This window comes from Dietzia sp. Alg238-R159 (genome assembly GCF_900537145.1).
In the GTDB taxonomy this organism is placed as follows: Bacteria; Actinomycetota; Actinomycetes; order Mycobacteriales; family Mycobacteriaceae; genus Dietzia; species Dietzia kunjamensis.
The window spans coordinates 1-26,425 of record NZ_UNRI01000003.1 but is presented as its reverse complement, the minus strand read 5'-3'; the positions used below and the strand labels follow the sequence as shown (position 1 = coordinate 26,425).

The window sequence follows — 26,425 nt, the reverse complement described above, 5'->3', positions numbered from 1 at the left end:
CCATGACACCCGGCAGCGACTCGACGCCCGATCGGGTCACTCACCCGTGGGGCGAACGCACCCCCTACGGCCCCGGCGAGCAGTGGCCGGTCCGAGTGGACACCTACCTGGCCGACGGAATGGCCGAGGCGGATGTCGACCGCTGGGTACAGACGGCGTCGATCCTGCACTCCAACGGCGACGGACTGGACATCGCCGTGAAGGACGACCGCATCTGCGGGGTGCGTGGACGTGCAGAGGATCGGGTCAATCGGGGCCGGCTGGGGGTCAAGGACCTCTACGGCTGGCAGGCGAACTCCTCACCGGACCGGCTGACCCGCCCGCTGGTACGCGAGAACGGCGTATTGGTGGAGACCGACTGGGACACGGCGATGGACCGGGTCGTCGGCCGGACCACCGAGTTGCTGGACGAGCAGGGCCCCAGCGCGATCGGTTTCTACACCACCGGGCAACTCTTCGCCGAGGAGTACTACACCCTCGGTGTGATCGCCCACGGTGGCATCGGCACCAACCACGTCGACGGCAACACCCGGCTGTGCACCGCGACGGCCGCCGCGGCACTCAAGGCGTCCTTCGGATGTGACGGTCAGCCCGGCTCGTACGCCGACATCGACCACGCCGACGTCATCTGCCTCTACGGACACAACATGGCCGAGACGCAGAGCGTGACCTGGATGCGGATCCTGGATCGCCTGGCCGGGGACGACCCGCCCGCGATCCTGTGCGTGGACCCACGCCCCACCCCGGTCGCCGAACACGCCACTATCCATCTGACACCGAGGCCGGGCACCAACCTGGCGCTGATGAACAGCCTGATCCACGAACTGCTCGACGCCGGCCACATCGACCGCAACTACATCGACCAGCACACGGTCGGATACTCGTCACTGGCCGAGCAGGTCGCCGACTACCCGCCGGAGCGGGTGGCCGAGATCTGTGACGTTCCGGCCGAGCAGATCCGCCGGGCCGCCCGGCTCATCGGGGGCGCCGAGCGGCTGATGTCCACGGTGCTCCAGGGCTTCTACCAGTCCAACCAGGCCACCGCGGCCGCTGTGCAGGTCAACAACATCCACCTGCTGCGCGGGATGCTCGGCCGGCCCGGGTGCGGCGTGCTGCAGATGAACGGCCAGCCCACCGCCCAGAACACCCGTGAGTGTGGCGCCGACGGCGACCTGGCGGCCTTCCGGAACTGGTCCAACACCTCGCACGTGCAGGACCTGGCCCGGGTGTGGAACGTCGACCCGATGGACATCCCGCACTACTCGGCACCCACCCACGCCATGCAGATGATGCGGTATGTGGAGGACGGTTCGATCCGGCTGCTGTGGGTCAGCGGCACCAACCCGGCCGTCTCCCTGCCGGAACTCACACGCATCCGCTCGATCCTGTCCCAGGAACGACTGACACTGGTGGTGCAGGACATCTTCCTCACCGAGACCGCCAGGCTCGCCGACGTCGTCCTGCCGGCCGCCACATGGGGCGAGAAGACCGGCACGTTCACCAACACCGACCGGACCGTGCACCTGTCGGAGAAGGCCGTCGATCCGCCCGGCCAGGCCAGGGCCGACCTGGACATCTTCATCGACTTCGCCCACCGCCTGGGGCTCAAGGACAAGGACGGCGAGCCGCTGATCAAGTGGCACGACCCCGAATCGGCGTTCGAAGCGTGGAAGGACTGCACCGCCGGCCGGCCGTGCGACTACACCGGACTGACCTACGACAGACTGCGCGGCGGCTCCGGTATCCAATGGCCGTGCAACGACGACAACCCCGACGGCACCGAGCGCCTCTACTCCGACGGCAGATTCTGGGCGGACCCGGACTACTGCGAGAACTACGGTCGCGACCTGGTCACCGGAGCCCCGAAAGACGCCACCGAGTACAAGGCGATGAATCCGGAGGGCAAGGCGATGCTCAAGGGCGCGGAATACCTCCCCGCGCACGAACCGCCCGACGAGCACTTCCCCCTGCAGCTGATCACGGGCCGGACCATCTACCACTTCCACACCCGCACCAAAACCGGCAGAGCCCCCGAGTTGCAAACCGCCGCCCCGCAGGTGTGGGTGGAGATCTGCGCCACCGACGCCGCGGCCGCCGGCATCACCGAGGGAGACCTCACGGAGATCGCCACCCCCCGCGGACGGGTGCGGGCGGCCGCCCGGATCACCGGGATCCGACCGGGAGTGATCTTCCTGCCGTTCCATTACGGCTACTGGGACACCGGCGACAGTGCCGGACCAGAGGGCGACGCCGTGGGGACCGCGGCCAACGAGCTGACCCCCACGGACTGGGACCCCGCCTCCAAACAGCCGATCTTCAAGACCGCCGCCGCACGCATCGCCCGGGTCGCCGACCGCGACACCACCTCCCGTGGCCGCCCGACACGCGTATCGACAGGAGGCCCGACATGAGGCTCGGACCCGTTCTCCGCGAACTACACCGCTCCGAGGTCGGGCTCGCGCACAAACTTCTGCAGGTTTCCGAGCGCCACAAGGTCGATCATGAGATCTACCACGTCGCACGGGACCTGGTGGGCTGGTCCCGCAGCCACATCGCCGGGATCGCCCGGATCGGTGGCGACTACGGCCAGGACCTCGACCCCGCCCCCCGACTCGAACTCGGACTGGCCGAACGGGCGCGGGAGAAGGGCAGCGAACTGCTCGGCAGACACCACACCCCGGAGCTGCTCCTGCTCGAGGACCTACGGACCGTCTACATGGAGGCCTCCGGGGTCGCCATGGACTGGCTCCTCATCGCCCAGGCCGCGCAGGGCCTACGGCACCGCGACCTTCTCGAAGTCGCGGAGAAATGCCAACCCCAGACCACGCGCCAGGCCACATGGGCCCAGGCCAAGCTCAAAGAGACCGCCACCCAGATCCTGGTGAGCTGACAAACGAGAGGAATCGCCATGCCGAAGACAGACAGCGACGGGAACGCGAAGGACAGCGAGCTGCCCTCGACGCTGCAGCGAAGCGACCAGAAGGCCAAGGACACCTTCGCCAAGGCCTATGACTCGGCGGAGGAGGAGTACAGCGACGAGTCCCGTGTCGCGCGGACCGCCTGGAGCGCCGTCAAGCACACGCACGAGAAGGTGGGCGACCACTGGGAGCCCAAGGACGGCAAGGGACCCTCGGATTCACGCTCGGAGAGCGGCGGCCCGAACCCCTCCGGAGAGTCGAAGGGCGGGGTGGACGCCAACGCCAGCAAGGACCACCTCTACGAGCAGGCGCAGCGGCTCGACATCGAGGGCCGCTCCGACATGACGAAGGACGAGCTCGTGGAGGCGCTGCGCAAGGCCATCGACCGGAAGACGAGGGAGAGCCGAGACGACTCGTGAGCCCGGCAGGAGGAGGACCGCCCCGCCCCTGCCCCACCGAGGATGTGACCACAGAATGAACCACACCAGTGACCGGAAATCACTCTCACTCACCGGTTCAGTGGCGCTGGGCACGGGGGTCATGATCGGCGCCGGCATCTTCGCGCTGGTCGGCCAGGTCGGCGAGCTGGCCGGCGGGTGGATGCCGTGGGCGTTTCTCGCCGGCGCGGTGGTCGTGCTGTTCAGCACGTACTCGTACATCCGGTACTCGGCGACCAACCCGTCGTCCGGCGGAATCGCCATGCTGCTCAAGGCCGCGTACGGCCCCGGCGTGGTCGCCGGCTCGTTCTCCCTGTTCATGTACGTGTCGATGATCCTCGCCGAGTCCCTCCTCGGCAGGACCTTCGGCACCTACCTCCTGCGCGCCTTCGACGTCAGCGACCCGGGCATATGGGTGCCGGTCCTCGCCGTTCTCGCCATCGCCTCCGCCGCGGCCGTGAACCTGGTGGGCAACCGACTGGTGGAACGCTCGGCCATGATCACCGCCGCGGTCAAGATCGGCGGGATCGCCGCGCTGGCCATCGCCGGGATCCTCGCCACCGGCGTGGGGTCACTGTCCCGGCTGGTCGACGCCGGTGACCGCACCCCGCCGGATCACGGGTGGGCCGGATTCCTGGCCGCCGTGGCGTTGACGATCCTCGCCTACAAGGGCTTCACCACGATCACCAATCACGGCGCCGACCTGCGCAGGCCCGAACGCAACCTCGGCAGGTCCATCCTCATCTCCATCGCCCTGTGCACGATGCTCTACCTCCTGATCGTCGTCGCGGTCAGCGGGAGCCTGAGCGTGCCGCAGATCGTCGAGGCCCGTGACTACGCGCTCGCGGAAGCGGCCGCGCCGCTCTTCGGCCCGTGGGGAGTGCGCCTCACCGTGATCGTGGCGGTCGTGGCGACCCTGTCGGGACTCATCGCGAGCCTGTTCTCCGTCTCGAAGCTCTACGACATGCTCCGGGACATGGGGCAGGCCCCGGGGCTGCCGGGCCGGGAAGGCCACCAGTCGCTCTACATCACCGCGGGCCTGGCGATCCTCATGGCCGCCTTCTTCGACCTGTCCAGGATCGCGGCCCTCGGCGCGATCCTCTACCTGACGATGGACATCGCCATCCACCTGGGCGTCATCCGCCGACTCCGGGACGAGGTCGACGCCACCGTGTGGATCCCGTGCGTCGCCATCGTGCTCGACCTGGCCGTACTGGTCCCCTTCGTCGCTCTCAAGGCGGGGTCGGATCCGCTGACCATCGCCCTGACGGCGGGCGTCGCCCTCGCGATCTTCGCCGCGCAGTGGGTCACCGTCAGGCGCCGCGGCGATGACGATCGCGAGGGGGACGAGCACGAACACGCCGGGGCGTGAACGGCGCGCCCGTCAGTCGCGGTCGCGGTGCCTCGCCTCCGCACGGTCGGGCAGCAGATACTCGGCCGACACGGCGGCCGCCGCGGAACCCACGATCACCAGCACGAATCCGACGATGGCGACGTACGGCCCATAGGCGACCGACGCCTCGGCGGACAGCCCCGACAGGATCGGGTCCGCCGTGCCCGTGGAGCCGTACAGCACCCACATGAACGCGAGGTGGGCGATGAGGACCAGCCCCGCCGTCACGGCGTTGAGGATCGCGAAGATGCCGAGCCGGGCCACGAGCGTGACCACGGTGAGGAACGACAGCGCCACCAGGCCGAGGAAGTTCACCGGGGTGATCTCCCTCAGCCCCAGCACCTCGGGCAGCACGAGGCCGGAGAGCGACTGCCCGCCGCCGGTCACCCACGGCAGGTAGAGGCTGAGCAGGGCGATCGCCAGACCGACGAAGGCGACCGGGGCGCCGATGCGGCTCTGGATGATCGGGATCGCCTTCTTCCTCCTGGCCGGCGTGCCGTCCGTGGAGGCCACCGGCTCGGGAGCGTGGGTCGCGTGAGCAGCCATGATGATCACCCTTCCGTGTTGTCCCACATGCGGTATGTGAGGTACACCACAGACTATGTTGATATGACACCTTTCGCTACCCCTGCGGCTATGAGTTCTCTGAATTTCCGGCCCGCCGCAGCAGACGGATCGGCTGCCCGTCCTTCGGGAACGGCAGCGACTTCATGTCCATCGGGGCCGTATAGTCCGGGTCGACGTGCCACTCGAAGGTGCGCAGCAGGTGATGCAGCACGAGTGAGACCTCGGCGCCGGCGAAGTGCATGCCGATGCACTTGTGCACGCCGCCGCCGAAGGGCTGCCACGCCTGACGGTGGACCTTGTCCTCGCGGCGCTCGTCGGAGAACCGGCCGGGGTCAAAGACCTCCGGATCGGGCCAGTACTGCTCGAGGTGGTGGGTGAAGTAGGGGGCGATCGCCACCATCGTCCCCGCCGGGATGAAGTGACCCAGCACCTCGGTGTCCTTGACGGCCGTGCGCGCGATCGTGGGCACCGGCGACACCAGGCGCAGCGACTCCTTCATCACCAGGTCCAGCGACCTCAACTGCGAGAGCTGTTCATAGCTGATCGTGTCGCCCGGAATCGCCAGGGACTCCTCGCGGCACCGCTGCTGCCACTCGGGGTGCTGGCCCAGGTACTGCATCATCGTCGAGATGGTGATGGTGGACGTGTCGTGCGCGGCCATGAGCAGGAAGATCATGTGGTTGATGACGTCGTCGTCGCTGAACCGCTCGCCGTCGACCTCCACCCGGCACAGCACGGAGAACAGATCGTCGCCGTCGCCCGCCCGCCTGGCCGGCAGGTATTCGCGGAGGAACTCCTCCACCCGGCGTCGACCAACCAGGCCGCGGTGCCAACGCCCGCCCGGCACGGGGTACCGCACGAGCGCGGTCGCCGCCTGGACACAGTCGATGAACGCGGCGTTGACCTGATCGAGGCGCGCCTGGCTGGCGCCGGGGGCGCCGCCCATGAAGACCTCCACCGCGAGGTTCAGCGTCAACTGCTTGAGCCGGGGATAGACCTCCACGCGCTCCCCCGGCTGCCACTGCTCGACGGCGGTGCGGACCGCCGGGTCGATCGCTGCCGCGTACCTGGCGAGGCGGTCGGAGGTGAACGCCTCCTGCATGAGGCGGCGGTGGGCCATGTGCTCGTCGAAGTCCAGGAGCATCAGGCCGCGGTCGAAGAACGGCCCGATGAGGAACTGCCACGCCTCGCCGTTGGCGAACGCCTTGTCCCGGTTCTGGAGGACCACTCCCGACGCCTCCGGCCCGAGCAGCGCCACGATCCTCGTCCCGAACGCGCGGAACCACGAGACCGGCCCGTACCGGTGGTAGCGCTTCTCCCACAGCCGCATGGGATCCCGCAGGTAGTCCAGACCGTGACCGAGGAGCGGTAGACCACCGTCTCCCGGGACCGGAGCCAGCCCACTGTCCATCGGTGCCTTCGCCAGCGTTCGTGTCACGAGCATCCCCTGACCTCCGAGTGGAGACGTCCGTTCGCGACGGCCCCACCACCTGTCTGACAGACGGTCCTGTCAGTTTGGAACGAGTTTGAATCAGACAGGGGGCCCTGTCAAGATTGAGGGATGAACGCGACCCCGCGCCGCTACCGAGGCGTCAGCGCGGAGGAGCGGCGCGCATCCCGCCGGCGCCAACTCCTCGACGCGGCCCTGGAGCTCGTCGGCACCCGCGGTGTCGAGCGGACGACGATGACGGCGATCTGCGCGGAGGCCGGCCTGACGGAGCGCTACTTCTACGAGAGCTTCACCGCCCGTGACCAGCTGCTCCTCGCCCTCGTCGACGAGATCGCCGACCAGGTCCGTACCGCCGTCCTGGCCGCACTCTCCGACACCGAGGGCGACGCCGCGGCCAGGGCCCACGCCGCCCTGGCCGCCTTCGCGGCACTACTCACCGACGACCCCCGCAAGGGACGGGTCGCGATCATCGAGTCGGCCACCGTCCCGACCCTCCGCCAGCGCCGCCACGAGCTGTACCGCGACTTCGCGGCCCTCGTCGTGACCCAGGCCCGGACACTGTTCGGGGACCGCGCCCTGCCCACCCCCCGGGACGAGATCAGCGCCCGCCTCCTGGTGGGCGGCCTGGGCGAACTCATCACCGCCTGGCTCCAATCCGAGACCAGCGCGAGCATCGACGACATCGTCGACGAGGCGACCCGGTGGTTCACCGTGGGCATGCACGCCTGACCCGCCGGCCGACCACAGTCGACGACTTCCCCGCCGCTACGCCGCCCACCGGGCACGGAACACGTCCCGGGGCAGCGGATCCGTCCACCTCCCCGTGGCGGCGAGATCCGCGGTGAGTCGGCCGATCTCGTCCGCGGCCATGACACCCCGCTCTCCCTCGACCGCCAGAACGGTGCGGTCGTCCACACGGTCGATGTAGGGGTGGTTGGTACTGGTGGCGCACACCAGACACGGGCGCGTGTGCGCCCGCCCCAGGCGGACGCCGGGCAGGAGATCGGTCAACACCGCCAGCGCGTCGTCGACGTCCGCGGAGGCGCCGCCGGTCCGCACCCAGGACGCGATCTCCTCGGCAGAGCCCAGGGGCGTCTCGCGCACACTGCTGCCGGCGACCTTGAGGTACCAGCGACCGTCCGGGTACCGAACCGGCGGCATCACCACTCCGCCGAACTGCTGCGCGCCGTCGCGATGCTTGAGATACATCGTCGCGGGCAGGTCGATCCCGCCCGGATCGTCGACCTCCACCAGCACGACGGTCGCCCCGAGGGTGAACAGCTGCAGTGGCCGCGGCAGCAGGCCGGAGGCGTTGACGGCGGCGCCGAGCGCGAGCACGATCGACCGACCTCGCAGTCGCACTCCCCCGGCCGTGACGACCACCTTGTCGTCGTCGTTGTGGTTGTTGTCGTCGTTGTTGTCGTCGTCATCGCCGCTGTCATCGCCACCCCCCGCGCCGCCCTCGAGCGCGACCACCTCGTCCCGGACGAGTACCGCCCCCGCCGCCGACGCGGCGGCCAGTTCGGCACGGACCAGCGCCCGCGGGTTGACGATCATCCCGCCGGGTTGCACCACGCCCACGTGGCCCGGTTCGAACCGCACCGCGGGGTACCGCCGACGTAGGCCCTCCTCGTCGAGGAGGTGCACGTCGACGCCCAGGTCGCGGGCGTTGGCGGCCAGGACGTCGCGGTCGAACCACTCCCCGGCCGCGTCACCGGCGGCGTCGGCGGGGTTGACCGAGAGGCACTCGACGCCGGTCGTGAACTCGACCCCTGTGCGGCGCGTGAGCTCGGGGAACCGGCGGATCGACCGCGTGGTGAGCACCCCGGTGACCACGGGGATCTCGAGAACGTGGCACATCCGACCCTGGTCATAGTGCCCGGCCCACGTGCCCTGATGGTCGGCGAAGCCCGCGGGCTCCTCGGGGCCGATCACCAGGACGGAATCCCCCCGCTCGGCCAGGTGCCGGGCGGTCGCGGCGCCGATCGGCCCGGCGCCGATGACGATGTGGTCGTAGGTGGGATCGGCGGTCATGGGTCCCCTGGACGGTCGCTGAGCGGGTGGACTGATGCTGCGAGTGCATCACACTTAAGTCATCACAGTGTGCACTTAGGGCGAGGTAGTCTCAACGAAATCCACCAGACCGGATCCGGGGGCGCGAACGTGGAGCAGGAACCGCCGACCCGGCCGCCCGCGCCGAGACCGGAACGGCGCCGGGTTCGCGAGGGCGGCCGGAGCGACCGCGTCCGTCGCACCGTCGGGGAGGCGGTCCTGTCGCTCCTCGCCGAGGGGCGGTGGCAGTTCTCGATGGTGGAGGTCGCCGAACGGGCGGACGTGAACCGACGGACCCTGTACCGGTGGTGGCCGACCACCACCGACCTCGTGGCCGAGGCCCTCGACCAGCACGTCCTCCGGGTTCCCGTGCCGACGTCCGGGGACTGGGAGGGCGACGTGCGGGACTTCGCCCACGCCCTGGCCGCGTTCGCGGCCGACCCGGTGGAGCTCGCCACGGGCGCGCTCCTCGCCACTCGGTCACATCCCGAGCTCGCCGACGTGGTCACCGCGCGCTACCAACCCGCCCTGGACGCCTGGCGGCAGATGGCGTCGCTGGCGAGCGCGCGAGGTGACCTCAACCCCGACCTCGATCCGGACACCGTCGTGACCACGCTCGTGGCACCGCTACTCCTGACGCCGCTCATGAGCGGCCGCCCGCTGCCCCCGGACGCCGTGGACCGGGTGGTCGACGTGATTCTCGCCGCCACCCGGCCGCGGTGACCAACCGCGCTGACGGGCGACGCACGACCGGAGTGCCCGCCGCACACAGCATTCACTTAGACTCTGCTCAACTTCGTGAGCCAGAACACAATCAGTCCGGGGGGACCGTGCCACTTCGTCGAACCGCGATGCGCGCAGCCGCATTCGCCACCGCCATCGCCACCGCTGTCGCCGGAGGGGCCCTGGTCGCCCCCGCCGCCGGAGCGCAGGGATCGTCCAACGACCCGGCGCCCGCCTTCTACCAGCCGCCGGCAGACCTGCCCGCGACCTCCGGCGAGCTCATCAAGACCGAGCCGTTCCCGCTGGCCGGAGCGATCCCGCCGATCCCCGGCGCCGAACCGATCTCCGACGGCGCCGGTCCGCTGTCCACCGACGCGCAGCGCATCATGTACACCTCCGTCGGGTCGCGCGGCCAGGCGATCGCGGTCACCGGCGCCTACCTGCAGCCGCGCGCACCGTGGACCGGACCCGGGTCGCGTCCGCTGGCGGTCGTCGCGCCGGGCACCCAGGGCCAGGCCGACCACTGCGCGCCATCCAAGACGTTCCAGAACCTCGCCACCGTCCGCACCGACCCGCCGGGCGTCGGGTTCGGGTACGAGCTCATCCAGGCCTACGCCCTGCTCGCCCGCGGGTACGCCGTCGCGATGACCGACTACGAGGGCCTCGGCACGCCGGGCCTGCACTCGTACATCAATCGCGAATCCCAGGCCCGTGCCGTCCTCGACCTCGCGCGAGTCGCGGCGTCGGTGCCGGGCGCCGACATCGCCCCGGACGCCCGCACGGTCTTCACCGGCTACTCCCAGGGCGGTGGCGCCGTCGCCGCGGCCGCCGAACTGCACCCGCAGTACGCGCCGGAGGTCAACCTCGTCGGCACCGCCGCGGGCTCTCCGCCGGCCGATCTGCTGGCCACCCTCGAGCAGGTCGACGGGACCGCGATCGCCGGCGTGATCGGCTACTCGCTCAACAGCCTGCTCGACGCCTACCCGGAGATGGGCCCGCTGATCGACCCGTACTTCAACGACCGGGGCCGGGCCATGCTCGCCACCACCGCCGACCAGTGCATCGGCGAGACCGCCGTCCAGTTCTTCCACCAGCGCACCACCGCCTACACGGTCTCGGGCCGGTCGGCCGGCGACATCGTGCGCTCCGAGCCGGTACTCACGGGATTCCTCGAGCGTCAGCGGATCGGCCGGCTCGCGCCCACCACACCCGTGCGCGTTCTCTCGCCCGTGAACGACGACGTCGTCCCCGGCCACCAGTCCCAGCAGCTCGGTCGCGACTGGTGCGCGCAGGGCGTCACCGTGGAGATGGTCATCGACCCGATGCCCCCAGTCGCGCCCGGCCTGGTGATCGGTCACGCCGCACCCATGCTCACCGGCCTGGAGGGCACCCTGCGGTACCTCGACGACCGCGTGCGCGGCGTCCCGGCGCCCAGCAACTGCGGGACCTACTGAGGCCGACTGCTCCGGGGGCCCGGCCCGCCGGGCCCGGCGTCGACAAGGCAGTTCCGCACACATTCGCCGAGAGGCAGGTGTGCGGAACGCTCTTGTCGATGCGCCCCACCGCGCACCCCCACCCTTGCGCAAGCAGATTGCGCAATCTGGTTGTAGACTCGTCGGAGTGACACCCGCCGACCCGCCCGCTGGACCACCCGCCGACCCGACCGCTACCCCGTCGCCCGACGTCGCCGCCCTGGCCGACGATCTCCGCCACGCGCTGCGCCCCCTGTGGCGACGGTTCAACTCCCACCGGACGTTGTCGATGGGCAAGGTCGGGATCCTGTCCCACCTGGAGCAGCGCGGACCCCTGGCCGCGACCGACCTGGCGGGCCTCGAGCGGATCAGCCACCAGGCCGTCGCCAACGCCGTCCGCGAACTACAGAATCTCGGACTCGTCTCCCGCAGCCCGGACCCCGCCGACGGCCGACGCACCCTCGTCTCCATCACCGCAGGCGGGTGCGAGCAGCTCCGCACCGAGCGCGCCGCGGGCCAGGACTGGCTGGCCCACGCGATCGCCGACCACCTCGATGACGCCGAGCGCGACCGTCTCGCGGCCGCGGTCCCCCTGCTCCGCCGCCTCGACTCCGAGGACGCCCGGTGACCCCTCACCGGCGCCCGGCGCCCCGCTGGTTCGTCCAGGCCCTGGTCTACGCCGCCCTGACCAGCTCGATCGTCAGTTCCCTCGGCATGCTGCTGGTGCCGTCGGTCTCCGCGGAGTTCGGCATCCCCGTGAGCACGGCGCAGTGGATGCTCACGGCCAACCTGCTCGTCGGCGCGGTCGCGACCCCGATCATGGGCCGCCTCGCCGACGGCCCCCATACCCGGAAACTGCTGCTGACCAGCCTCGGTGTGATCTTCCTCGGATCGATCATCGCCACCGTCGCGCCGAACTTCACCGTATTCCTCGTCGGCCGCGCGTTGCAGGGACTGCTCTACGGCACGGTGCCCATCACCATCGCCCTGGCGCGCCGACACCTCACCTACACCGAATCGCAGCCCACCATCTCGACGCTCTCGGTCACCGTGTCGGTGGGGATGGGACTGGGTTATCCGCTCACCGGCATCCTCGCGGCGACGTTCGACCTGCGGGCCGCGTTCGCCTTCGCGGCGCTGTTCGTGGCCACCGCGGCGTTCGGCGTCTGGCGCTTCATCCCTGCGGGCCCCGATCCGCTCGCGCCCCGCACGCCGTTCGACATCGGCGGGGCCCTGCTGCTGGGCGGCGGGCTGGCCGCGTTGCTGCTGTGGATCTCCGAGGGGCAGACCTGGGGTTGGGGGTCCGCGACGGCGCTCGTCGTCCTCGTGGTCGCGCTGAACACTCTGCTCTTCTGGATCGTGCACAGCATCCGTACCCTGCATCCCCTGGTCAACCTCCGCGTGGTCCGCCGGCCGGAGGTCCTGCTGGCCAACGCCACCGCGATCGGCCTGGGCACCGCGATGTACATTGGGTTGTCCATCGCGAGCCTCGTGGCGCAGGCACCCGCGGACACCGGTTTCGGCCTGGCCGTGCCACTGATGTGGGCGGGGTTCATGATGGCGCCGCTGTCGGTGGGCAGCCTGGTGGCCAACCGCACGGTCCGTGCCCTGTCCCGCCGCTACGACATGGCGGTGTTCCTGCCCGTCGGCGCGGCCGTGATGACAGTGGCGTCGGTGCTGTTGTGGTTGCGGCACGGCGACTTCTGGACGCTGGCGATCGGCATGTTCCTCTTCGGCGCCGGGATCGGCTCGGGTTACGCCGCGATGCCCGCGCTCATCGCCCGCAGCGTGGCGGTGGACCAGCTCGGCAGCGCGGTGAGCTTCAACCAGGTGCTCCGCACGGTCGGCGGCGCGGTCGGCGCGGCCCTGTCGGCCGCCGTCCTCGCCGCGCACCCCTCCGACTCCGCGTACTCGACCGACGAGGGCATCACCATGGCGTTCGGCGTGGGTGTGATCTGCTGCGCGACAGTGATGCTCGCGTTGGTGCTCCATGCCGTCACGGGTCGACGACGACGAGCCCAGCAGTAGCCCCGGCGTCCCGCATTCTGCGCGCGATCGCACTCGGGCATGCGCGACGGAATCGACCGCCCCCGCGGGTCGGAGTCAGGCCCAGGGGGTCGTGGCCTGGAGCACCGCTTCCTGCAAGGCGCTCGTACGCAGTTCCGTGACGGTCTGGTACCCGGGGTCGGCGACCATCTCGCTGAACGCGGCGCGACTGGGGTATCGGACCAGCAGAACGGCATCCCAGTCCTGGCCGGTCTCGGCGACCAGGGCTGTGGAACCGTCACCCGCGTAGAGAACCTCAGCGCCGTAGCGGGGGAGGAACGTCTCGTTCAGCGCCGCAGCGTACTTCGCGTAGTCCTCTCGCCCACCATCGGCGAACCGGAGCAGGTTCAGCATCACGACCGGGCCGCCGGGGTCGTCGGCGAGGTAGCGCTTGAGGCCTCTTCCGCGGGGATCGATAGCCATCAGGCGAGTATCGCCGCCAGTCCCGCGACGGTGGCGCGAACGGCCATCATCATTTCTTCTGCCGACGGCTTCCGCCGTGCCAGTCCTCCTGCGTGCCGACCGTGTCCGCGTCGACTCCGAACGCGGCGAGCTGCGGCTTCTCGCGCAGGCTGCGCTTGAGCTCGGCGAAACCCGGGAAGCGGGCGAGCCCCACCACGTGGTCCCAGAGCTCGGCCGCCGAGTCCTCGTGTGGCAGCCGGCTGATCACGGGTCCGAAGAAGGCGACGCCGGTCGGCGGTTCGAAGTGGATGATGGGCGTGCCCACGTCCTTGCCCGTCAGCGAGAGCGCCTCGTCGGTCTCCCGGCGGATCTCGGCGTCCCACGACTCGTCGTCGACGGCGTCCGCCAGTTCGAGCGGCAGATCAGCGTCGGCGAGGACCAGCCTGGCGAACTCGCTCGTGCCGCGCCGCTCACGCTCGTCGCCTTCGCTGCGGTCGTCGCCGGCGTCCGGAGCGGTGTCGAAGATGCGCGCCCCGAAGGCGGCGTACAGCGGCGCCATCGCCTCCCGGCCGTGCTCGGCTCGCGCTCGAGCCGCCACTCTCAGGAGCCGCAGCCCGGCGGTGTGGCCGGGTTCGTACTCAGGGGGGAAGTGCGCGTCGTAGTCGACACCGGCGTTGACCAGGCGCAACGAGATGAACCGCCAATCGACCGTGTAGTCGCGCTGCGCCTGCACCTGGCGCACCCACTTGCTGGTCATCCAGGCGAAGGGGCAGACCGGGTCGAAGTAGAAGTTGATGTCGGCGTCCATGCGCCCACCCTAGCCAGGTGTTCCGGCCGCGCAGCCCGCTGGCGCATAGCATGGTGCGAACCCGGTGACCAGGAGGTCTCTACGTGACCGAGACGCCAGTCAATCCCGAACAGCACCAGGCCGACGGGCCTGGACTTCGCCGCCCGCAGGTGATCGTGTTCGATGTCAACGAGACCCTGTCCGACACCACGGCGATGGCGGCCCGGTTCTCCGACGTCGGGGCACCCGGCTCGATGTATCCCCTGTGGTTCGCCGACCTCCTGCGCGACGGCTTCGCCCTCACCGCCGCAGGTGCCGCTCGCCCGTTCGCTGACATCGGCACCGGGCTCCTGCAGGTCATGCTGTCGGAGGTGGAGCTCGACCGACCTCTCGACGAGGCGATTGAGCACATCATGAGCGGGTTCGTCGGACTCGATCCTCATCCCGATGTCGCCGACGGCGTCTCGGCGTTGACGGAGCTGGGGATCCGATTGGTCACCCTCAGCAACGGTTCGACACAGGTCGCCGAGAAGCTGCTCACGTCAGCCGGTGTGCGACGCGACTTCGACTTGCTGCTGTCGGTCGACTCCGCCGGCGCGTGGAAACCAGCCGCCCCTGCCTACGAGTTCGCACTCGAGCAGTGCGCCGTTGCCCCCTCGGACGCCATGCTCGTGGCCGTCCATCCCTGGGACATCGACGGCGCCCACCGGATCGGTATGCGAACGGCATGGATCAACCGCACCCACGGCATGTACCCGAAGCATTTCACCAGCCCGGACCTCGAGGTCACGGACATCACGCAGTTGGCCCGCCGCCTCAGGTGAGTACAGCCCCTCGGTGCGGAACCTAGATGTACTGCCCACGCAGGTTGTGTACGCGGTCTGCGGGTGAGGCGCCTCGTAGCGCGGTGTGGCCGCGGTGGAAATTGTAGTGGTGCAGGAATGCGGGTAGGCGAGCCGCGCGGTCGGATTCGCTGACGTACGCGGTGGCGTAGGCCCATTCCTCGAGCATGGTGCGGTTGTAGCGCTCGACCTTGCCGTTGGTCTGCGGGCGGTACGGGCGGGTGCGCTTGTGTGCGATATTGCCTCCGAGGGCCTCGGCGAAGGCGTGGGAGCGGTAGCAGGAGCCGTTGTCGGTCAGCACCCGCCGCACGGTGATCCCGGCGTCGGCGAAGTAGGCGTGGGCCCGGTGCCAGAATCCGGCGGCGGTCTCCTTGCGCTCGTCTTCTAGGAGCTCGCTGTAGGCCAGGCGTGAGTGGTCGTCGACGGCATTGTGGATGTACCAGTAGCCCATCCCGCGTTTGCGGTCACGTTTGCCCTTGGCGCGGCCGTGGACCTTGTGCCCGCCTCCGTCGGGGATGCGGCCGAGCTTCTTGATATCCACATGCACCAGATCCCCCGGCGCCTCGTGCTCGTAGCGACGCGGGCGCCGCGTGTGCGCCCGGACGGGCGCGCCGGTGGCCGGGTCGGTGAACGCCAACCTGACGCAGCCGTAGCGGGACAGGATCTTGTGCACCGTGGACGGTTGCATGCCCAGGTGGTAGGCGATCCGGGCCGGGCCCCACCGGCGGGATACGCGCAGACCGAGCACGCGGCGTTCCCGCCGCCGCGGCGTCTGGGTCGGGCTGTGGTGCGGGCGGCTGGAGCGGTCGACCATGCCGTCCTTGCCCAGCTGCCGGTACCGGCGGGCCCACTTGCGGGCGGTGGTGACCGAGACACCGAACCGCTCCGCCGCTCGCCGCGGTACCCAATCGTCCTCGACGACACACCGAGCCAGACGCAGTCTTCCCGTCGGAGTCAGCGGGGCGTTAGCGTGGGACATGAAGACCTCCGTTGTGGGTGTGGTTGCTTGGTCGCTTTCACACCTCACACGGAGGTCTTCCTCATGTCATCCCGCCATGCCGACCGGTGACACAACGTCCGTGGTCAGTACATCTAGCGGGTTCACCTGCGACAGAGAGGCAACGGCGTGCCACAGGATCTCGTTCTCTTGCCCCTAAGAGTGGAGTCCACTGTGGGGGAGACCGGTTGCCAATGTCTCGGTGACGCGAACACTCAGCTCCGGCTTGTCGTGGCCTCCGGTGTGGGTGAACGTCCCAAGATGGGACCACATCGAGTCCACGAGCGGCTGGAGGAACAAGCGGCCCAGCTGAGTGACGATGACGTCGACCACCTGGACAGCATCGGCGCGGACCCTGGACGCCGCGCCAGATTCCCGCATAGCCGCCACTTCCCGGTGTGTCAGCTCGGTGAGTCGCTCGAGTAACTCACCTCGCTGACCGCCGGGATCTAGCAATGAGCGGCGCAGGTAGTTCACCACCTCGGGACGCCTGACCAGCATGTCGGCAACCGCGTCGTTGCGGATCCGGGCGATGTCGGCGCCTGGGATGTCCACGGGCGCCGAGGCAAGTGCGGTAGCGAAATGCTCTACGACCAGTCGCTCGACCGCCTCGCGAAGGCCGTCCTTCGTGCCGTAGTGATGGACCACGAGACCCACCGTCACTCCGGCCGCGGTTGCCACGGTTCGCAACGAAGTGCCGTCCTCGCCGTTGGCGGCGTAGAGATCCAGTGCGGCGTTGCGGATGCGCGCCTTGGCAGTGAGATCCTGGCCCGCGGCGCCTGGTGCGGAACGATTCACGCGGTTCCCCTTCAGTTGCGGTCGAGCCTACGGACCCCAAACTAGACTATACGTCGGTACCGCTTACTGTATGTTCGTACAGTACAAGGTGTCCCGGCTCAGTCGGCCTTGTCGACCTGACTATCGTGCCGTCGACAGCCAGTTGCTCAGGCCACCCGCATCGGGCCTCAGGGCCCCTTGGACGTCCCGGTCAAAGGTTGGGTCACGGGTCGGACGTGCGGGTGTCGGCGATATCTCCGTCGCCACAAGCCGAGGTATCGCACCCAGTACAACTTCATCGACAGGAAGGTCTGGACATGGACACATTTCGCGACAAGGCCGGCGAGCCGATAGGTACCGATATCGACAACTGGGTGGCCTCGTTCACGCGCATGGAATCCGGTTCCTCCGAGCTTCCTCCCCACCACCCCAACTGCCTTGGCTGTGGACCAGAGAACCCGAATGGTCACTTCCTCTCGGTACGGCGTGACGGAGACGGCGTCGTCGCACACCACCAGTTCGACCAGCGCCACGTCGGGGCACCGGGCATTGCACACGGCGGCGCGGTAGCGACCGTGATTGACGACCTCTTCGGCTTCTTGCTGTATTCGGTCGGCGAGCTCGCCGTGACGCGCCGTCTCGAGCTCGAGTATCTTGCGCCAGCACTACTCGACACCCCGTACATCCTGCGCGCTGCAGTTCGGTCTCGCGATGGCCGGAAATTGGACCTCAAGTCCACGATGGAGGATGCAGAGGGCCGCACTGTTATTACTGCCACTGCCCTGTTCATCGTGGTCGAGGTTGAACACTTTTTGCAGTCACAGAGAAACTCGAGGGCTTAGGCCAAACTCACCGCCGCGAGCACCAGGCCCGAATACGTCGAGGGTGTCGGCGGAGCCTGAAGCTATTGAACGCCACGCCCAAAGAAAGGGCGAAGCTGAAGGCACCGTGCATTGCCAGTTGCCCTGTACGAGTCAACCAAGTGGCAGCGCTACCTACGACGGAACCCCGTCGGCGGGTGGCCGGTCCAGTGCTTGAAAGCGTGTGAAAAGCTGGCGAGGTCGCTATATCCGAGGTCCGTGGCGATCTCGCTCGCGGACACAGATCCGTCCAGTAAACGAAGAATCGCGTACTCACGAATGACCGACTGGCGCAGTCCGCGATAGGTCATCCCTTCCTCAGAGAGGCGCCGCTTAAGTGTGCTCGTAGAGATGGAGAGTTCGTCTGCAATCCACTGACTTCCACAATCTGCGGGACGCTTCTCTATCAGACGTCTCACCTTGTCCGAATACGAGGCGATTTTACTCCGCTCGTCGAGCCTTCGCTGCAAGTCACTGATAGCGAGTCGATACGCCACGGGGTCAGAGAACCGGCAGACGTGATTGACCGCGTCAACGGGAAAATGCAGAATGGACAGTGAAGCGTCAAATACCAGGCGACCAGCTAACCGATCCTGATCCACGGGCAGACCTTCCGGAGCGGGCCAACCCAGTGAGAGTGTGATGTCTGGTGCATCGCCAACGAGTATATTCAGCAGCCTCAGCAGGACCGCACCACAGTAGGTGACCACTAGGGAGTCTAGGACTCGATCGCCCGTCTGCCCATTGAGCGCGACAGACACTCCGTGTCCACCTGCGTAGAACTGCGCACTCAGGGCTGGAGTTATTAGCGGCAGGTAGGCAAGCAATTCCAATATCTCGCCTGCGGAACCTGCGCTTACTAGTGGGACGCTTAATGGTCCGAAGGACGTCAGATGAGCATGCTGGGCGAACGCCAAACCGAGGGTCGTTGCTTGGTCAACGTCGAGGTCGGGCAAGGCTTCCCTGATCCACCGCAGGGGAACTTGGGCGTTGATGGCGAGAAGTGACTCGACGTCGCTTCGCTCACGATCCATGATCTCGCGAAACCGTGCAACGGCGTCTTGCTCCAGAACTGGGCTCTCAAGTAACTGCGCGAACACGAGCGGTGGCACGCCCTCGCGATCAAGATTCATCGCCCCCGCCTTCTGAGCCAAATTAACAAGCTTCTGCCCTCAATCAACCTAGCCGCAGTCGTCGTTGTTAGCAATGCTGTGAGCAGCTTTTACCCGAACAACCATGCAGGAGCCAGCGATGACAGTCGTAACCTTCGTCTCACATGAGGGAGAGAAGCACGTGGTGCCCTTAGAGGAGGGGCAGTCACTCATGCGGATCGCCGTCAACAACGCGGTGCCCGGGATTGACGCTGACTGCGGAGGCGAAGCCGCGTGCGGCACGTGTCATGTCATCGTTGATCCGCAGTGGTCCGAACAGGTCGGCCTCCCGGGAGCAAGTGAAGAGGAAATGCTCGCAATGAACCCGGAAAGGCTGCCGACCTCTCGACTGTCGTGCCAGATGACCGCGTCCGCGGATTGGGACGGCCTGGTCGTCCAGGTGCCAGAGTTCCAGATGTAACGACGAAGGGATCAAGAGTCGTGTCAAGCAATCATGTAGAAGTCGGGGACAGAATCCGGTCGGCCATCCCGATGGATCTTCAGATCCGGGGCGCCCATCTGTACGACAGGACTCGGCGCTGGGTGACAAGGACGAATGGGAAGAAGCTCTTCGTAGAGAGTCCCATTCCTCCCGTCGAGGATGTCGAGCTCGCCGACATCGACCTCAGTAATCCCTTTCTCTATCGCCAAGGCCGCTGGCAGTCCTACTATGAGCGCCTGCGAAACGAGGCTCCGGTCCACTTTCAGCCCAACAGTGCGTTCGGGCCGTTCTGGTCAGTGACCCGACATGAAGACATCATCGCGGTCGATAAGAACCATGAGGTCTTCTCCGCCGAGCCGATGATAGTGATCGGGGCCCCGCCTCGTTTTCTCGATATTGAGATGTTCATCGCGATGGACCCACCGCGCCACGACGTGCAGCGAGCAGCTGTGCAGGGGGTGGTGGCGCCGAAGAACCTGCGCGAGATGGAGACGCTCATTCGGTCTCGGGTTCGCGAGGTACTAGACGACTTGCCGGTGAATCAGCCGTTCGATTGGGTCCAGGCTGTCTCGATCGAACTGACAGCTCGAATGCTCGCGACGCTCTTGGACTTCCCATACGAGGAACGTCACAAACTCGTGTACTGGTCAGATATTGCAACTTCGTTCGAGGAAGCGAACGGTGGTCCTGCGGACCTCGACGAGACGTTCGACGGAATGCGCGAGATGGCGAGCGGTCTGAGTTCTCTGTGGTACGACAAGAAGGCTCGGTTAGCAGAGGGGGAGGAACCCGGTTTCGACCTGGTCACCATGCTGCAGAGCAACGAGAACACCAAGGATCTGATCGACCGCCCGATGGAATTCATGGGCAACTTTGTGCTGTTGATCGTCGGAGGGAACGACACGACCCGGAACTCGATGAGTGGTGGCGTTCTGGCGCTGAACCGGTTCCCAGACCAGTTCGAAAAGCTCAAGTCCAACCCTGACCTGATCCCCAACATGGTCTCCGAGATAATCCGGTGGCAAACGCCGCTGGCCTACATGCGCCGAATCGCCAAGACTGACACTATCTTGAACGGTCAGTTCATCCGTAAGGGTGACAAGGTCGTGATGTGGTACGCCTCAGGCAACCGCGACGAGCGTGTGTTCGAGCGGCCCGATGACTTCATCATCGACCGGGCCAACGTCCGCAACCACATCTCCTTCGGGTTCGGCGTACACCGGTGCATGGGCAACCGACTGGCCGAAATGCAGCTGCGGATCCTCTGGGAAGAGCTGCTCCCCCGCTTCGAGAACATCGAGGTCGTCGGCGAACCCGAGTACGTGCAGTCCAACTTCGTGCGGGGTATCAGCAAGATGATGGTGCGCCTCACCCCGAAATCCGGCACATGACATCGCAGCGAGCCCTCATCATCGGTGCCAGCCATGCCGGAGCCCAACTCGCGGCGAGCCTACGGCAGGACGGGTGGAGCGGTGAGATCGTCCTCATCGGCGAGGAGCCCACGGTGCCCTACCAGCGCCCGCCACTGTCGAAGGCGTATCTCGCCGGGAAAACCACCCTCGACGAGATCACCATCCGCAGTTCGGACTTCTACTCCAAGCAGCGAATCCAGCTTCTCAACGCGCACGTGGAGGCGATCGACCGCTCGGCTGGGCACATCGTTATGAGCACCGGCGACACACTGACATACGACAAGCTCGCGCTGTGCACGGGAGCCCGCCCTCGTCAGCTCCGCGTTCCTGGGGCCGATCTCCCCGGGGTCCATTACCTTCGTACCGCCGCAGACGTCGAGTTGATCCGCACGTCCGCCGCCCCCGGGCGGCGGGTGGTGATCGTCGGGGGCGGCTACATCGGACTTGAGACGGCCGCCTCACTACGGGCACTGGGCCTGGAAGTCACCGTGCTCGAGGCGACCACTCGCGTCCTCAAGCGGGTCACTGCTCCCGACGTATCAACGTTCTTCGAGCGGATCCACCGAGAGGAGGGCATCGATATCCGAACGGGCGCCAAAGTCGCAGCATTAGTCGGAGACGATTGCGTCCGGGAGGTCACACTATCTACTGGCGAGTCGATTCCGACTGATCTGGTCATCGTGGGTATCGGTGTTGAACCGAGAACAGAACTCGCCGAGGCGGCGGGCTTGACCCTGAACGATGGTGTGGTGATCGACGAGCACGCCCGAACCAGTGACCCAGCCATCGTTGCCGCCGGAGACTGTGCCAGCAAGTACATCTCTCGATACGGTCGCCGAGTCCGGCTGGAGTGCGTACCCGGAGCAACCGATCAGGCGAAACTCGCCGCGGCTACCCTTTGCGGGAAGTCCAAGAGCGCAGTGTCGCTGCCCTGGTTCTGGTCAGATCAATACGATCTCAAGCTGCAGATCGCCGGTCTCAACACCGGTTACGACGAAGTCGTCCTCAGCGGTGACCCCACCCGGGACCGCGACTTCAGCTGCTTCTACCTCCGTGATGGCGAACTCCTTGCTGCAGACTGCATCAATCGTCCCCGTGATTTCATGCTCAGCAAACAGGTCATCACACAGCAGCGTCCTTTCGTCCGGACCGATTTCGCCCATACGGGTTCTCCCGATTCCTTGCGCAATGGGTAAGCCAGTCCCGAGCGAGACTCGCACGGTCAGCGGCGGAGCCTCGACGAACGGCGCTGACATCCCACTGGCGCAGCAAGAGAGCCCGGTTCGTGCCCGCCTGCCGTTCAGAAAGGAACTCTGATGACTCGCCAGACGCTCATCGAGAACTATCCACATCGGGTCGGGGGGCACTGCGGCTCAGCCGCGATGCGAGACCTCCTGCACTGGCAAGGCCTCGGCTGGGAAGAACCGCCCGATGAAGGTCTCGTCTTCACCCTCGGGGGGTCACTTGGCCTGTCCTACTTGCGCTCGAGCGACCTCTTCCCGCCGCTTTATCTGGTAGGGAGAGACTCCGATTTCGAAGTAAATCTCCCCCATCTACTGGGCGCACAGGTCCAAGTGCTCACGACCGACGATCCCCGAGAAGGATGGTCGTGGATTAGCCAGGAGGTCGATGCCGGAAGGCCAGCCCTGATATGGGGCGACATCGCGGAGTTGCCCTACCTGCGGGTTCGGCTCCAAATGAGTCGCCACGATATCGTGGTAATTGGTTACGACGAGGCGGAGAGGATCGCCTTCGTTGTTGACAACGACCGTGCCGAGGTCCAAAAGGTTCCGTTCGACGCTCTCGCTCGAGCACGGTCGTCGATGTCATTCCCACAACCGACACGTCACACCACGTACCGCATCGCCTGGCCGCATGAGTTACCAGACCTTGCGCAGGTTGCCGCAGCGGCTTTCCGTCAATCGGCAGCGAACATGCGCCACCCAACTCCGCCAGGAGTCGTTGATCTCACGACCGCGGTGAGCGGTTCCGAAGGCTTAGCAGCGGTCGCCCAGCTCGCCGCTGATGTCCGGACTTGGTCCCATCTACCGGCTGACGAACTCGAGATCCTCTTATTCAGCTTGAGCGCTTTCATCGAGAAGGCCGGCACCGGTGGCGGCCTGTTCCGAAAGCTGCTCGCTGACGGCTGCGCGGACGTGGCACGTTTGACCGGTGACCTCGCGACCGAAGATCTCGCCGTAGCCGCCAGACACTGTGCACAGACATGGACGGAGGCCGGCCGAGCCGGGATCGAGCACGAGGTCGATGTGCGTACTCGGCTGGAACGTGTGGCTTCGGCGGTTAGCCTCCTGCCCACGCTCGAGCTTCAACTGGCTGAAGCTCTGGAGTCAGCTTCGCGATCGCTTGCAGCAGCCTGACTAATCGGGAAGTCAAAACTGGACGGTAGAAGTTCCGGCCGCACTCAGACTGCAGCGGATGGCTCGCCGCCGCTCGCACCGAAACGACCGGGCTCTAGGGTTGCCTCGCCACCTCCCCGGCGACCTCGGCGATCGAGCGGTCACACCCATCCGACAAGAAGAAGCCCCGATTTAGCGAGATCCGCCGGCGCCAGGGCGGTTCAGGTCGTGGATGGACTCGGCCGGGATGGGTTCGCCTCCCTGCTTGCGGGCAGCAAGAAAATCATCAACGAGTTGCACGCATCCGTCGTGGTCGACGGTGCAGAGCCCAGTAAGGCGAGCGAACACGACGGGACCCAGGAGTTGAACGATCGCGAAGGTGGTGTCGACGTTGCCGAGCTGTGCTCGAACGTCAGGATGTGTGAGGATGCGGTCAAAGGGCTGCCGGTATTCCTCGATGACTCGACTACGCAGTGAGGTGATCGCGGCCGAATCGGCAGGATCGCCGCCGACTGATCCGATTGACAGCCAAGCCAGAGTCGTAATGTTCAGCGGCGCCTGGTCAATCAGGTCGGCTTGGGCCGTGAGAAGCGCGATGAGTTGGTCGCGTACCGACCCACTGGTGGCAGAGACTTCGACGCGAGGCAACAGCCGCTCGAAGGTCGCCGCAAGCAACTGGGCGGTCCCGCCGAAATGCCGATAGAGCGTGGCCCGCGCAACCTTTGACATTCGAGTGACCGCCTCGACGGTAACCGCCTCTACACCGCCAGTGCTCAGGAGATGCGTGGCAGCGTCGAGCAATCGTTTTCGTGAGCGCAGCAGTCGCGGATCGAGCTGATCGTCGTCCGTAGCAAGCCGATCAGCACCCCAGTCGTTCACGCTCTCCCCCTTCGGCCGACGGTCACTTCTCGTCCAAGCTAACCTGTCCAGCCAGCCGGATACTGTGATACTACTTGTCTCAGACCAAGACCGATCATCTCACAGCAAGGGCCGGCGATGCACTCACCGCAACAGACCATCACCGAGTCATCCCGGTGGACCCGAGCCGAATGGTGGATGCTCACGGTGTCGTGCCTAGCCGTGGCGTTGGTCGTCGCGGCCATGGCCGCACTGTATTCGGCATTACCGGAGATTGCGGTAGAGACTGGAGCGACGCAAGCCCAGCTGACCTGGATCGTCGACGGCTACACGCTGGTACTGGCGTGCCTGGTCCTGCCCGCTGGAGCGATCGGTGACCGCTATGGCAGACGCGCAGTTCTCGTAATAGGCCTGGCGATATTCACCATTGCGTCCGCACTTCCCCTGCTGCTGTCTGACCCGGCCTGGTTGATCGCTGCGCGAGCGATTGCCGGGGCGGGCGCTGCACTGGTAATGCCCTCGACGCTATCGATTCTGACTGCTGGTTTCGCCGCCGTTCATCGCGGCCGAGCAGTAGGTGTGTGGGCTGGAGTCGCCGGCTCCGGAGCAGTGTTAGGCATCCTCGGCGCCGGGGTGTTGCTTGAGCGCTGGTCGTGGGTGTCGGTATTTGTCGGACTGACCGCAGCGGGAGCCCTACTGGCCGCGCTGGCATGCACGATCGCTGAGTCCAGCCAGCATGATCACCCTCCCGTGGACTGGGTGGGCGCGGCGGCAGCTGCAGTCGCGGTTGCGGGAATCGTATTCGCCACGATCGAGTTTCCCGCGCGGGGCTGGGCCGACCCGATCGTTCTCGCCAGCGCCGGGGCCGGCATGTTGGCGACAGCCTTTTTTATCCTGATTGAGCTGCGATCCTCGGCCCCCTTGTTGGATGTTCGGTTGTTCGCCAAGCGCGGCTTCAGCGCCGGCTCGTTGTCGGTGGCCATCCAATTCTTGGTCACTTTCGGGGTATTCCTACTCCTGGTGCAGTACCTGCAACTGATCCTGGGATACGGACCGCTGGCCTCGGCGTTGGGATTGGTGCCGATGACGGTCCCCCTGATCGTGATCTCGGTGATCGCCCCCCGACTGTCACAGCGATTTGGACTACGAGTGATGACCGTCGCCGGTCTGGCGACCATCGCAGTTGGCCTGATGCTGGTCAGCCGGATGACCGTCGATGCACGTTACCTCGACCTGCTATGGCCGCTGTTGATCATGAGCGCAGGGCTCGGACTATGCACAGCCCCAGCGACCTACGCGATCATCGCCGAAACTCCGGAGAGCAAACACGGGGTCGCCGCCGCAGTCAACGATGCGGCCCGCGAGATCGGCGCTGCGATGGGGATCGCAGTGGCCGGCAGTGTGCTGGCCGCCGGATACACCCGCCACATCCAACCCGCCCTGCCTCAGTTACCCGAACCTGCCCGCGGTCCGGTCTCCGACTCCCTGGCCGCCGCCCTAGAGATCGCCGCACAAGCCGGACCAATGGCGCAACCATTGGTCGACTACGCCAAAGAGGCATTTGTCAACGGCAGCAGTCAGGCCACACTTACGTTGGCAATCCTCACCGCCGCAGCCGCAGTCTTGCTAGCGATCCTTGCCCCGGGCACTGCTCCGCGTGACCACAAGACCACGGCCAGTTCCACAGCACCGGCACACCGGGACAGCGTCGGATAGGTGGCCCGTCCGGCTTCCGGCTGCACTGACTCGTGCCTGGAGAAACTGCGCAAGGTCAGCAAGAACCGCGGTCACTTCCCGAGTGCCGAATCTCGGCGGTCGAGCTGCTGTGGCTAGCGATACCCACCATCTTCAGGGCGGGGGTCAGTGGCTGGTGCGTCCACGCCCGCCCGCTTCAACGCGCTGTAGTGCGCGGTAGAGCGTGGATCGGCCAACTCCGAGATTGCGGGCGATCACTGATGGCCCCTCCCCTGCCTCGATGCGGGCCCGGGCTTTGTCGACCTGCTCGGCGGTCAGGACTCGCTTACGACCCTTGTACTTGCCCTTCGCCTTAGCGATGGCAATGCCCTCGGCCTGACGTTCACGAATGATGGCCCGCTCGAACTCGGCGAACGCCCCGAGCAGCGAAAGCATCAGATCGGCTCGAGGATCTTGGGCGCCGGCGGCGTAGGTAGCCCGTTCATGGACAAACTCCACACTCGCGCCCTTGGTGGCAGATAGGGCTTGTCGGTACCGCGGGTCCGGCGAGTTGGTACCGCCATTCCGGCGACCCGGAACCGGCCCGTGTGTGAAGCGGGCCGGCACCGCAGGGGGTTACTCCCAGTAGCCGGTAGTGGCTCGGGCTTGGTCGTCGCGCTGTCGGCGCATGTCGACTTCGCCGAGGTTGATCTCGCGGGCGTTGTTGGCCAGGCGGTTGACGATGGAGTCCGCGGCGACCCGGTCAGGCAGCGCCTCGAGCCAGTACGCCGGCCGGGATTGGGAAGCG

At 66.8% G+C, this 26,425-nt stretch carries 25 protein-coding genes and 2 pseudogenes; 16 read left to right on the top strand and 11 right to left on the bottom strand.

Going from position 1 to position 26,425, the window contains the following annotated elements; translation table 11 throughout:
• The first annotated feature begins 2 nt into the window (after positions 1–2).
• The 4 genes from G6R20_RS08545 to G6R20_RS08530 are packed head-to-tail and all read left to right on the top strand — an operon-like array spanning position 3 to position 4,727.
• Complete coding sequence (locus G6R20_RS08545; RefSeq protein ID WP_240341349.1) at positions 3–2,411, top strand: nitrate reductase; 2,409 nt, start codon at positions 3–5, stop codon at positions 2,409–2,411.
• Entirely contained in the window at positions 2,408–2,890 is a 483-nt protein-coding gene (locus tag G6R20_RS08540; protein ID WP_096906549.1) for a hypothetical protein, read from the top strand. Before G6R20_RS08545 ends, G6R20_RS08540 begins: the two co-directional genes overlap by 4 nt.
• A gap of 18 nt (positions 2,891–2,908) precedes the next feature.
• Positions 2,909–3,337 carry a ChaB family protein gene (locus G6R20_RS08535; protein WP_163376126.1) on the top strand — a complete coding sequence of 143 codons (429 nt, stop codon included), beginning with the start codon at positions 2,909–2,911 and terminating at the stop codon, positions 3,335–3,337.
• A gap of 55 nt (positions 3,338–3,392) precedes the next feature.
• A complete protein-coding gene (locus G6R20_RS08530) occupies positions 3,393–4,727 on the top strand; it encodes an APC family permease (protein WP_067718784.1) in 1,335 nt (444 codons plus the stop codon).
• A 12-nt stretch (positions 4,728–4,739) separates the two neighbouring features.
• Here G6R20_RS08530 and G6R20_RS08525 read toward each other — a convergent pair whose 3' ends face one another.
• Together G6R20_RS08525 and G6R20_RS08520 are read right to left on the bottom strand one after the other, a co-directional pair.
• Positions 4,740–5,294 carry a hypothetical protein gene (locus tag G6R20_RS08525; RefSeq protein ID WP_067719124.1) on the bottom strand — a complete coding sequence of 185 codons (555 nt, stop codon included), beginning with the start codon at positions 5,292–5,294 and terminating at the stop codon, positions 4,740–4,742.
• Positions 5,295–5,382: 88 nt separating this feature from the next.
• On the bottom strand, positions 5,383–6,759 hold the full coding sequence (locus G6R20_RS08520; RefSeq protein WP_163376125.1) for a cytochrome P450: 1,377 nt from the start codon (positions 6,757–6,759) through the stop codon (positions 5,383–5,385).
• Between the two features lie 117 nt (positions 6,760–6,876).
• Here G6R20_RS08520 and G6R20_RS08515 point away from each other — a divergent pair, with 117 nt between their 5' ends.
• Positions 6,877–7,494 carry a TetR/AcrR family transcriptional regulator gene (locus G6R20_RS08515; RefSeq protein ID WP_163376124.1) on the top strand — a complete coding sequence of 206 codons (618 nt, stop codon included), beginning with the start codon at positions 6,877–6,879 and terminating at the stop codon, positions 7,492–7,494.
• Between the two features lie 36 nt (positions 7,495–7,530).
• Here the strand turns inward: G6R20_RS08515 and G6R20_RS08510 are convergent, their stop codons facing one another.
• On the bottom strand, positions 7,531–8,799 hold the full coding sequence (locus tag G6R20_RS08510) for an FAD-binding oxidoreductase (RefSeq protein WP_163376123.1): 1,269 nt from the start codon (positions 8,797–8,799) through the stop codon (positions 7,531–7,533).
• A 129-nt stretch (positions 8,800–8,928) separates the two neighbouring features.
• Here G6R20_RS08510 and G6R20_RS08505 point away from each other — a divergent pair, with 129 nt between their 5' ends.
• From G6R20_RS08505 to G6R20_RS08490, 4 genes are all read left to right on the top strand, one after another.
• The gene (locus tag G6R20_RS08505; RefSeq protein ID WP_067718776.1) at positions 8,929–9,540 is read left to right on the top strand and encodes a TetR/AcrR family transcriptional regulator; all 612 of its coding nucleotides are present in this window, start codon (positions 8,929–8,931) and stop codon (positions 9,538–9,540) included.
• A gap of 128 nt (positions 9,541–9,668) precedes the next feature.
• Entirely contained in the window at positions 9,669–10,994 is a 1,326-nt protein-coding gene (locus tag G6R20_RS08500; protein ID WP_067718773.1) for a lipase family protein, read from the top strand.
• A 166-nt stretch (positions 10,995–11,160) separates the two neighbouring features.
• Positions 11,161–11,640, top strand: coding sequence for a MarR family winged helix-turn-helix transcriptional regulator (locus tag G6R20_RS08495; RefSeq protein WP_240341348.1), 480 nt, complete (start codon positions 11,161–11,163; stop codon positions 11,638–11,640).
• A complete protein-coding gene (locus G6R20_RS08490) occupies positions 11,637–13,040 on the top strand; it encodes an MFS transporter (protein WP_067718771.1) in 1,404 nt (467 codons plus the stop codon). The genes G6R20_RS08495 and G6R20_RS08490 overlap by 4 nt, the downstream gene beginning before the upstream one ends.
• 75 nt (positions 13,041–13,115) lie before the next feature.
• Here G6R20_RS08490 and G6R20_RS08485 read toward each other — a convergent pair whose 3' ends face one another.
• Positions 13,116–13,481 carry a DUF1330 domain-containing protein gene (locus tag G6R20_RS08485; protein ID WP_067718768.1) on the bottom strand — a complete coding sequence of 122 codons (366 nt, stop codon included), beginning with the start codon at positions 13,479–13,481 and terminating at the stop codon, positions 13,116–13,118.
• Positions 13,482–13,530: 49 nt separating this feature from the next.
• On the bottom strand, positions 13,531–14,268 hold the full coding sequence (locus tag G6R20_RS08480) for a hypothetical protein (RefSeq protein WP_163376122.1): 738 nt from the start codon (positions 14,266–14,268) through the stop codon (positions 13,531–13,533).
• An 83-nt stretch (positions 14,269–14,351) separates the two neighbouring features.
• Between G6R20_RS08480 and G6R20_RS08475 the strand changes: the two genes are divergently transcribed.
• The gene (locus tag G6R20_RS08475; RefSeq protein WP_067718764.1) at positions 14,352–15,071 is read left to right on the top strand and encodes a haloacid dehalogenase type II; all 720 of its coding nucleotides are present in this window, start codon (positions 14,352–14,354) and stop codon (positions 15,069–15,071) included.
• Between the two features lie 22 nt (positions 15,072–15,093).
• Here the strand turns inward: G6R20_RS08475 and G6R20_RS08470 are convergent, their stop codons facing one another.
• On the bottom strand, positions 15,094–16,068 hold the full coding sequence (locus tag G6R20_RS08470; RefSeq protein WP_163376121.1) for an IS481 family transposase: 975 nt from the start codon (positions 16,066–16,068) through the stop codon (positions 15,094–15,096).
• 174 nt (positions 16,069–16,242) lie between these two features.
• On the bottom strand, positions 16,243–16,884 hold the full coding sequence (locus tag G6R20_RS08465) for a TetR/AcrR family transcriptional regulator (protein ID WP_067719222.1): 642 nt from the start codon (positions 16,882–16,884) through the stop codon (positions 16,243–16,245).
• Positions 16,885–17,180: 296 nt separating this feature from the next.
• On the opposite strand from G6R20_RS08465, the gene G6R20_RS08460 reads away from it, so the two are divergent.
• Positions 17,181–17,705 (top strand): PaaI family thioesterase, encoded by a 525-nt coding sequence (locus G6R20_RS08460; protein WP_017836045.1) that lies wholly within the window; start codon positions 17,181–17,183, stop codon positions 17,703–17,705.
• A 149-nt stretch (positions 17,706–17,854) separates the two neighbouring features.
• Here the strand turns inward: G6R20_RS08460 and G6R20_RS08455 are convergent, their stop codons facing one another.
• Entirely contained in the window at positions 17,855–18,856 is a 1,002-nt protein-coding gene (locus G6R20_RS08455) for an AraC family transcriptional regulator (RefSeq protein ID WP_082924073.1), read from the bottom strand.
• A 118-nt stretch (positions 18,857–18,974) separates the two neighbouring features.
• Here G6R20_RS08455 and G6R20_RS08450 point away from each other — a divergent pair, with 118 nt between their 5' ends.
• The 4 genes from G6R20_RS08450 (at position 18,975) to G6R20_RS08435 (ending at position 23,106) form a co-directional block, all read left to right on the top strand.
• The gene (locus tag G6R20_RS08450) at positions 18,975–19,295 is read left to right on the top strand and encodes a 2Fe-2S iron-sulfur cluster-binding protein (RefSeq protein ID WP_163376120.1); all 321 of its coding nucleotides are present in this window, start codon (positions 18,975–18,977) and stop codon (positions 19,293–19,295) included.
• A gap of 71 nt (positions 19,296–19,366) precedes the next feature.
• Complete coding sequence (locus tag G6R20_RS08445; protein ID WP_067718083.1) at positions 19,367–20,707, top strand: cytochrome P450; 1,341 nt, start codon at positions 19,367–19,369, stop codon at positions 20,705–20,707.
• Positions 20,704–21,924, top strand: a complete 1,221-nt coding sequence (locus G6R20_RS08440) for an FAD-dependent oxidoreductase (protein ID WP_067718087.1) — start codon at positions 20,704–20,706, stop codon at positions 21,922–21,924. Before G6R20_RS08445 ends, G6R20_RS08440 begins: the two co-directional genes overlap by 4 nt.
• Positions 21,925–22,044: 120 nt before the next feature.
• Complete coding sequence (locus G6R20_RS08435) at positions 22,045–23,106, top strand: BtrH N-terminal domain-containing protein (protein WP_063972865.1); 1,062 nt, start codon at positions 22,045–22,047, stop codon at positions 23,104–23,106.
• A 171-nt stretch (positions 23,107–23,277) separates the two neighbouring features.
• On the opposite strand, the gene G6R20_RS08430 is transcribed toward G6R20_RS08435, so the two are convergent.
• Positions 23,278–23,964, bottom strand: a complete 687-nt coding sequence (locus G6R20_RS08430; RefSeq protein WP_163376119.1) for a TetR/AcrR family transcriptional regulator — start codon at positions 23,962–23,964, stop codon at positions 23,278–23,280.
• Between the two features lie 117 nt (positions 23,965–24,081).
• On the opposite strand from G6R20_RS08430, the gene G6R20_RS08425 reads away from it, so the two are divergent.
• Entirely contained in the window at positions 24,082–25,659 is a 1,578-nt protein-coding gene (locus G6R20_RS08425; protein ID WP_163376118.1) for an MFS transporter, read from the top strand.
• Between the two features lie 144 nt (positions 25,660–25,803).
• On the opposite strand, the pseudogene G6R20_RS08420 reads toward G6R20_RS08425, so the two are convergent.
• Together G6R20_RS08420 and G6R20_RS18675 are read right to left on the bottom strand one after the other, a co-directional pair.
• Positions 25,804–26,148 (bottom strand): annotated as a pseudogene (locus tag G6R20_RS08420) (recombinase family protein); the annotation flags it as partial.
• A 105-nt stretch (positions 26,149–26,253) separates the two neighbouring features.
• Positions 26,254–26,425, bottom strand: a pseudogene (locus tag G6R20_RS18675) (AAA family ATPase); the annotation flags it as partial.

What these genes read in the sequence shown, in the direction of transcription:
- G6R20_RS08545 (WP_240341349.1), top strand. Translation starts at nt 3, where the DNA reads ATGACACCCGGCAGCGACTCGACGCCCGATCGGGTCACTCACCCGTGG.
- G6R20_RS08540 (WP_096906549.1), top strand. Translation starts at nt 2,408, where the DNA reads ATGAGGCTCGGACCCGTTCTCCGCGAACTACACCGCTCCGAGGTCGGG.
- G6R20_RS08535 (WP_163376126.1), top strand. Translation starts at nt 2,909, where the DNA reads ATGCCGAAGACAGACAGCGACGGGAACGCGAAGGACAGCGAGCTGCCC.
- G6R20_RS08530 (WP_067718784.1), top strand. Translation starts at nt 3,393, where the DNA reads ATGAACCACACCAGTGACCGGAAATCACTCTCACTCACCGGTTCAGTG.
- G6R20_RS08525 (WP_067719124.1), bottom strand. Translation starts at nt 5,294, where the DNA reads ATGGCTGCTCACGCGACCCACGCTCCCGAGCCGGTGGCCTCCACGGAC.
- G6R20_RS08520 (WP_163376125.1), bottom strand. Translation starts at nt 6,759, where the DNA reads ATGCTCGTGACACGAACGCTGGCGAAGGCACCGATGGACAGTGGGCTG.
- G6R20_RS08515 (WP_163376124.1), top strand. Translation starts at nt 6,877, where the DNA reads ATGAACGCGACCCCGCGCCGCTACCGAGGCGTCAGCGCGGAGGAGCGG.
- G6R20_RS08510 (WP_163376123.1), bottom strand. Translation starts at nt 8,799, where the DNA reads ATGACCGCCGATCCCACCTACGACCACATCGTCATCGGCGCCGGGCCG.
- G6R20_RS08500 (WP_067718773.1), top strand. Translation starts at nt 9,669, where the DNA reads ATGCGCGCAGCCGCATTCGCCACCGCCATCGCCACCGCTGTCGCCGGA.
- G6R20_RS08485 (WP_067718768.1), bottom strand. Translation starts at nt 13,481, where the DNA reads ATGGCTATCGATCCCCGCGGAAGAGGCCTCAAGCGCTACCTCGCCGAC.
- G6R20_RS08480 (WP_163376122.1), bottom strand. Translation starts at nt 14,268, where the DNA reads ATGGACGCCGACATCAACTTCTACTTCGACCCGGTCTGCCCCTTCGCC.
- G6R20_RS08470 (WP_163376121.1), bottom strand. Translation starts at nt 16,068, where the DNA reads ATGTCCCACGCTAACGCCCCGCTGACTCCGACGGGAAGACTGCGTCTG.
- G6R20_RS08460 (WP_017836045.1), top strand. Translation starts at nt 17,181, where the DNA reads ATGGACACATTTCGCGACAAGGCCGGCGAGCCGATAGGTACCGATATC.
- G6R20_RS08455 (WP_082924073.1), bottom strand. Translation starts at nt 18,856, where the DNA reads ATGAATCTTGATCGCGAGGGCGTGCCACCGCTCGTGTTCGCGCAGTTA.
- G6R20_RS08450 (WP_163376120.1), top strand. Translation starts at nt 18,975, where the DNA reads ATGACAGTCGTAACCTTCGTCTCACATGAGGGAGAGAAGCACGTGGTG.
- G6R20_RS08445 (WP_067718083.1), top strand. Translation starts at nt 19,367, where the DNA reads ATGGATCTTCAGATCCGGGGCGCCCATCTGTACGACAGGACTCGGCGC.
- G6R20_RS08440 (WP_067718087.1), top strand. Translation starts at nt 20,704, where the DNA reads ATGACATCGCAGCGAGCCCTCATCATCGGTGCCAGCCATGCCGGAGCC.
- G6R20_RS08435 (WP_063972865.1), top strand. Translation starts at nt 22,045, where the DNA reads ATGACTCGCCAGACGCTCATCGAGAACTATCCACATCGGGTCGGGGGG.
- G6R20_RS08425 (WP_163376118.1), top strand. Translation starts at nt 24,082, where the DNA reads ATGCACTCACCGCAACAGACCATCACCGAGTCATCCCGGTGGACCCGA.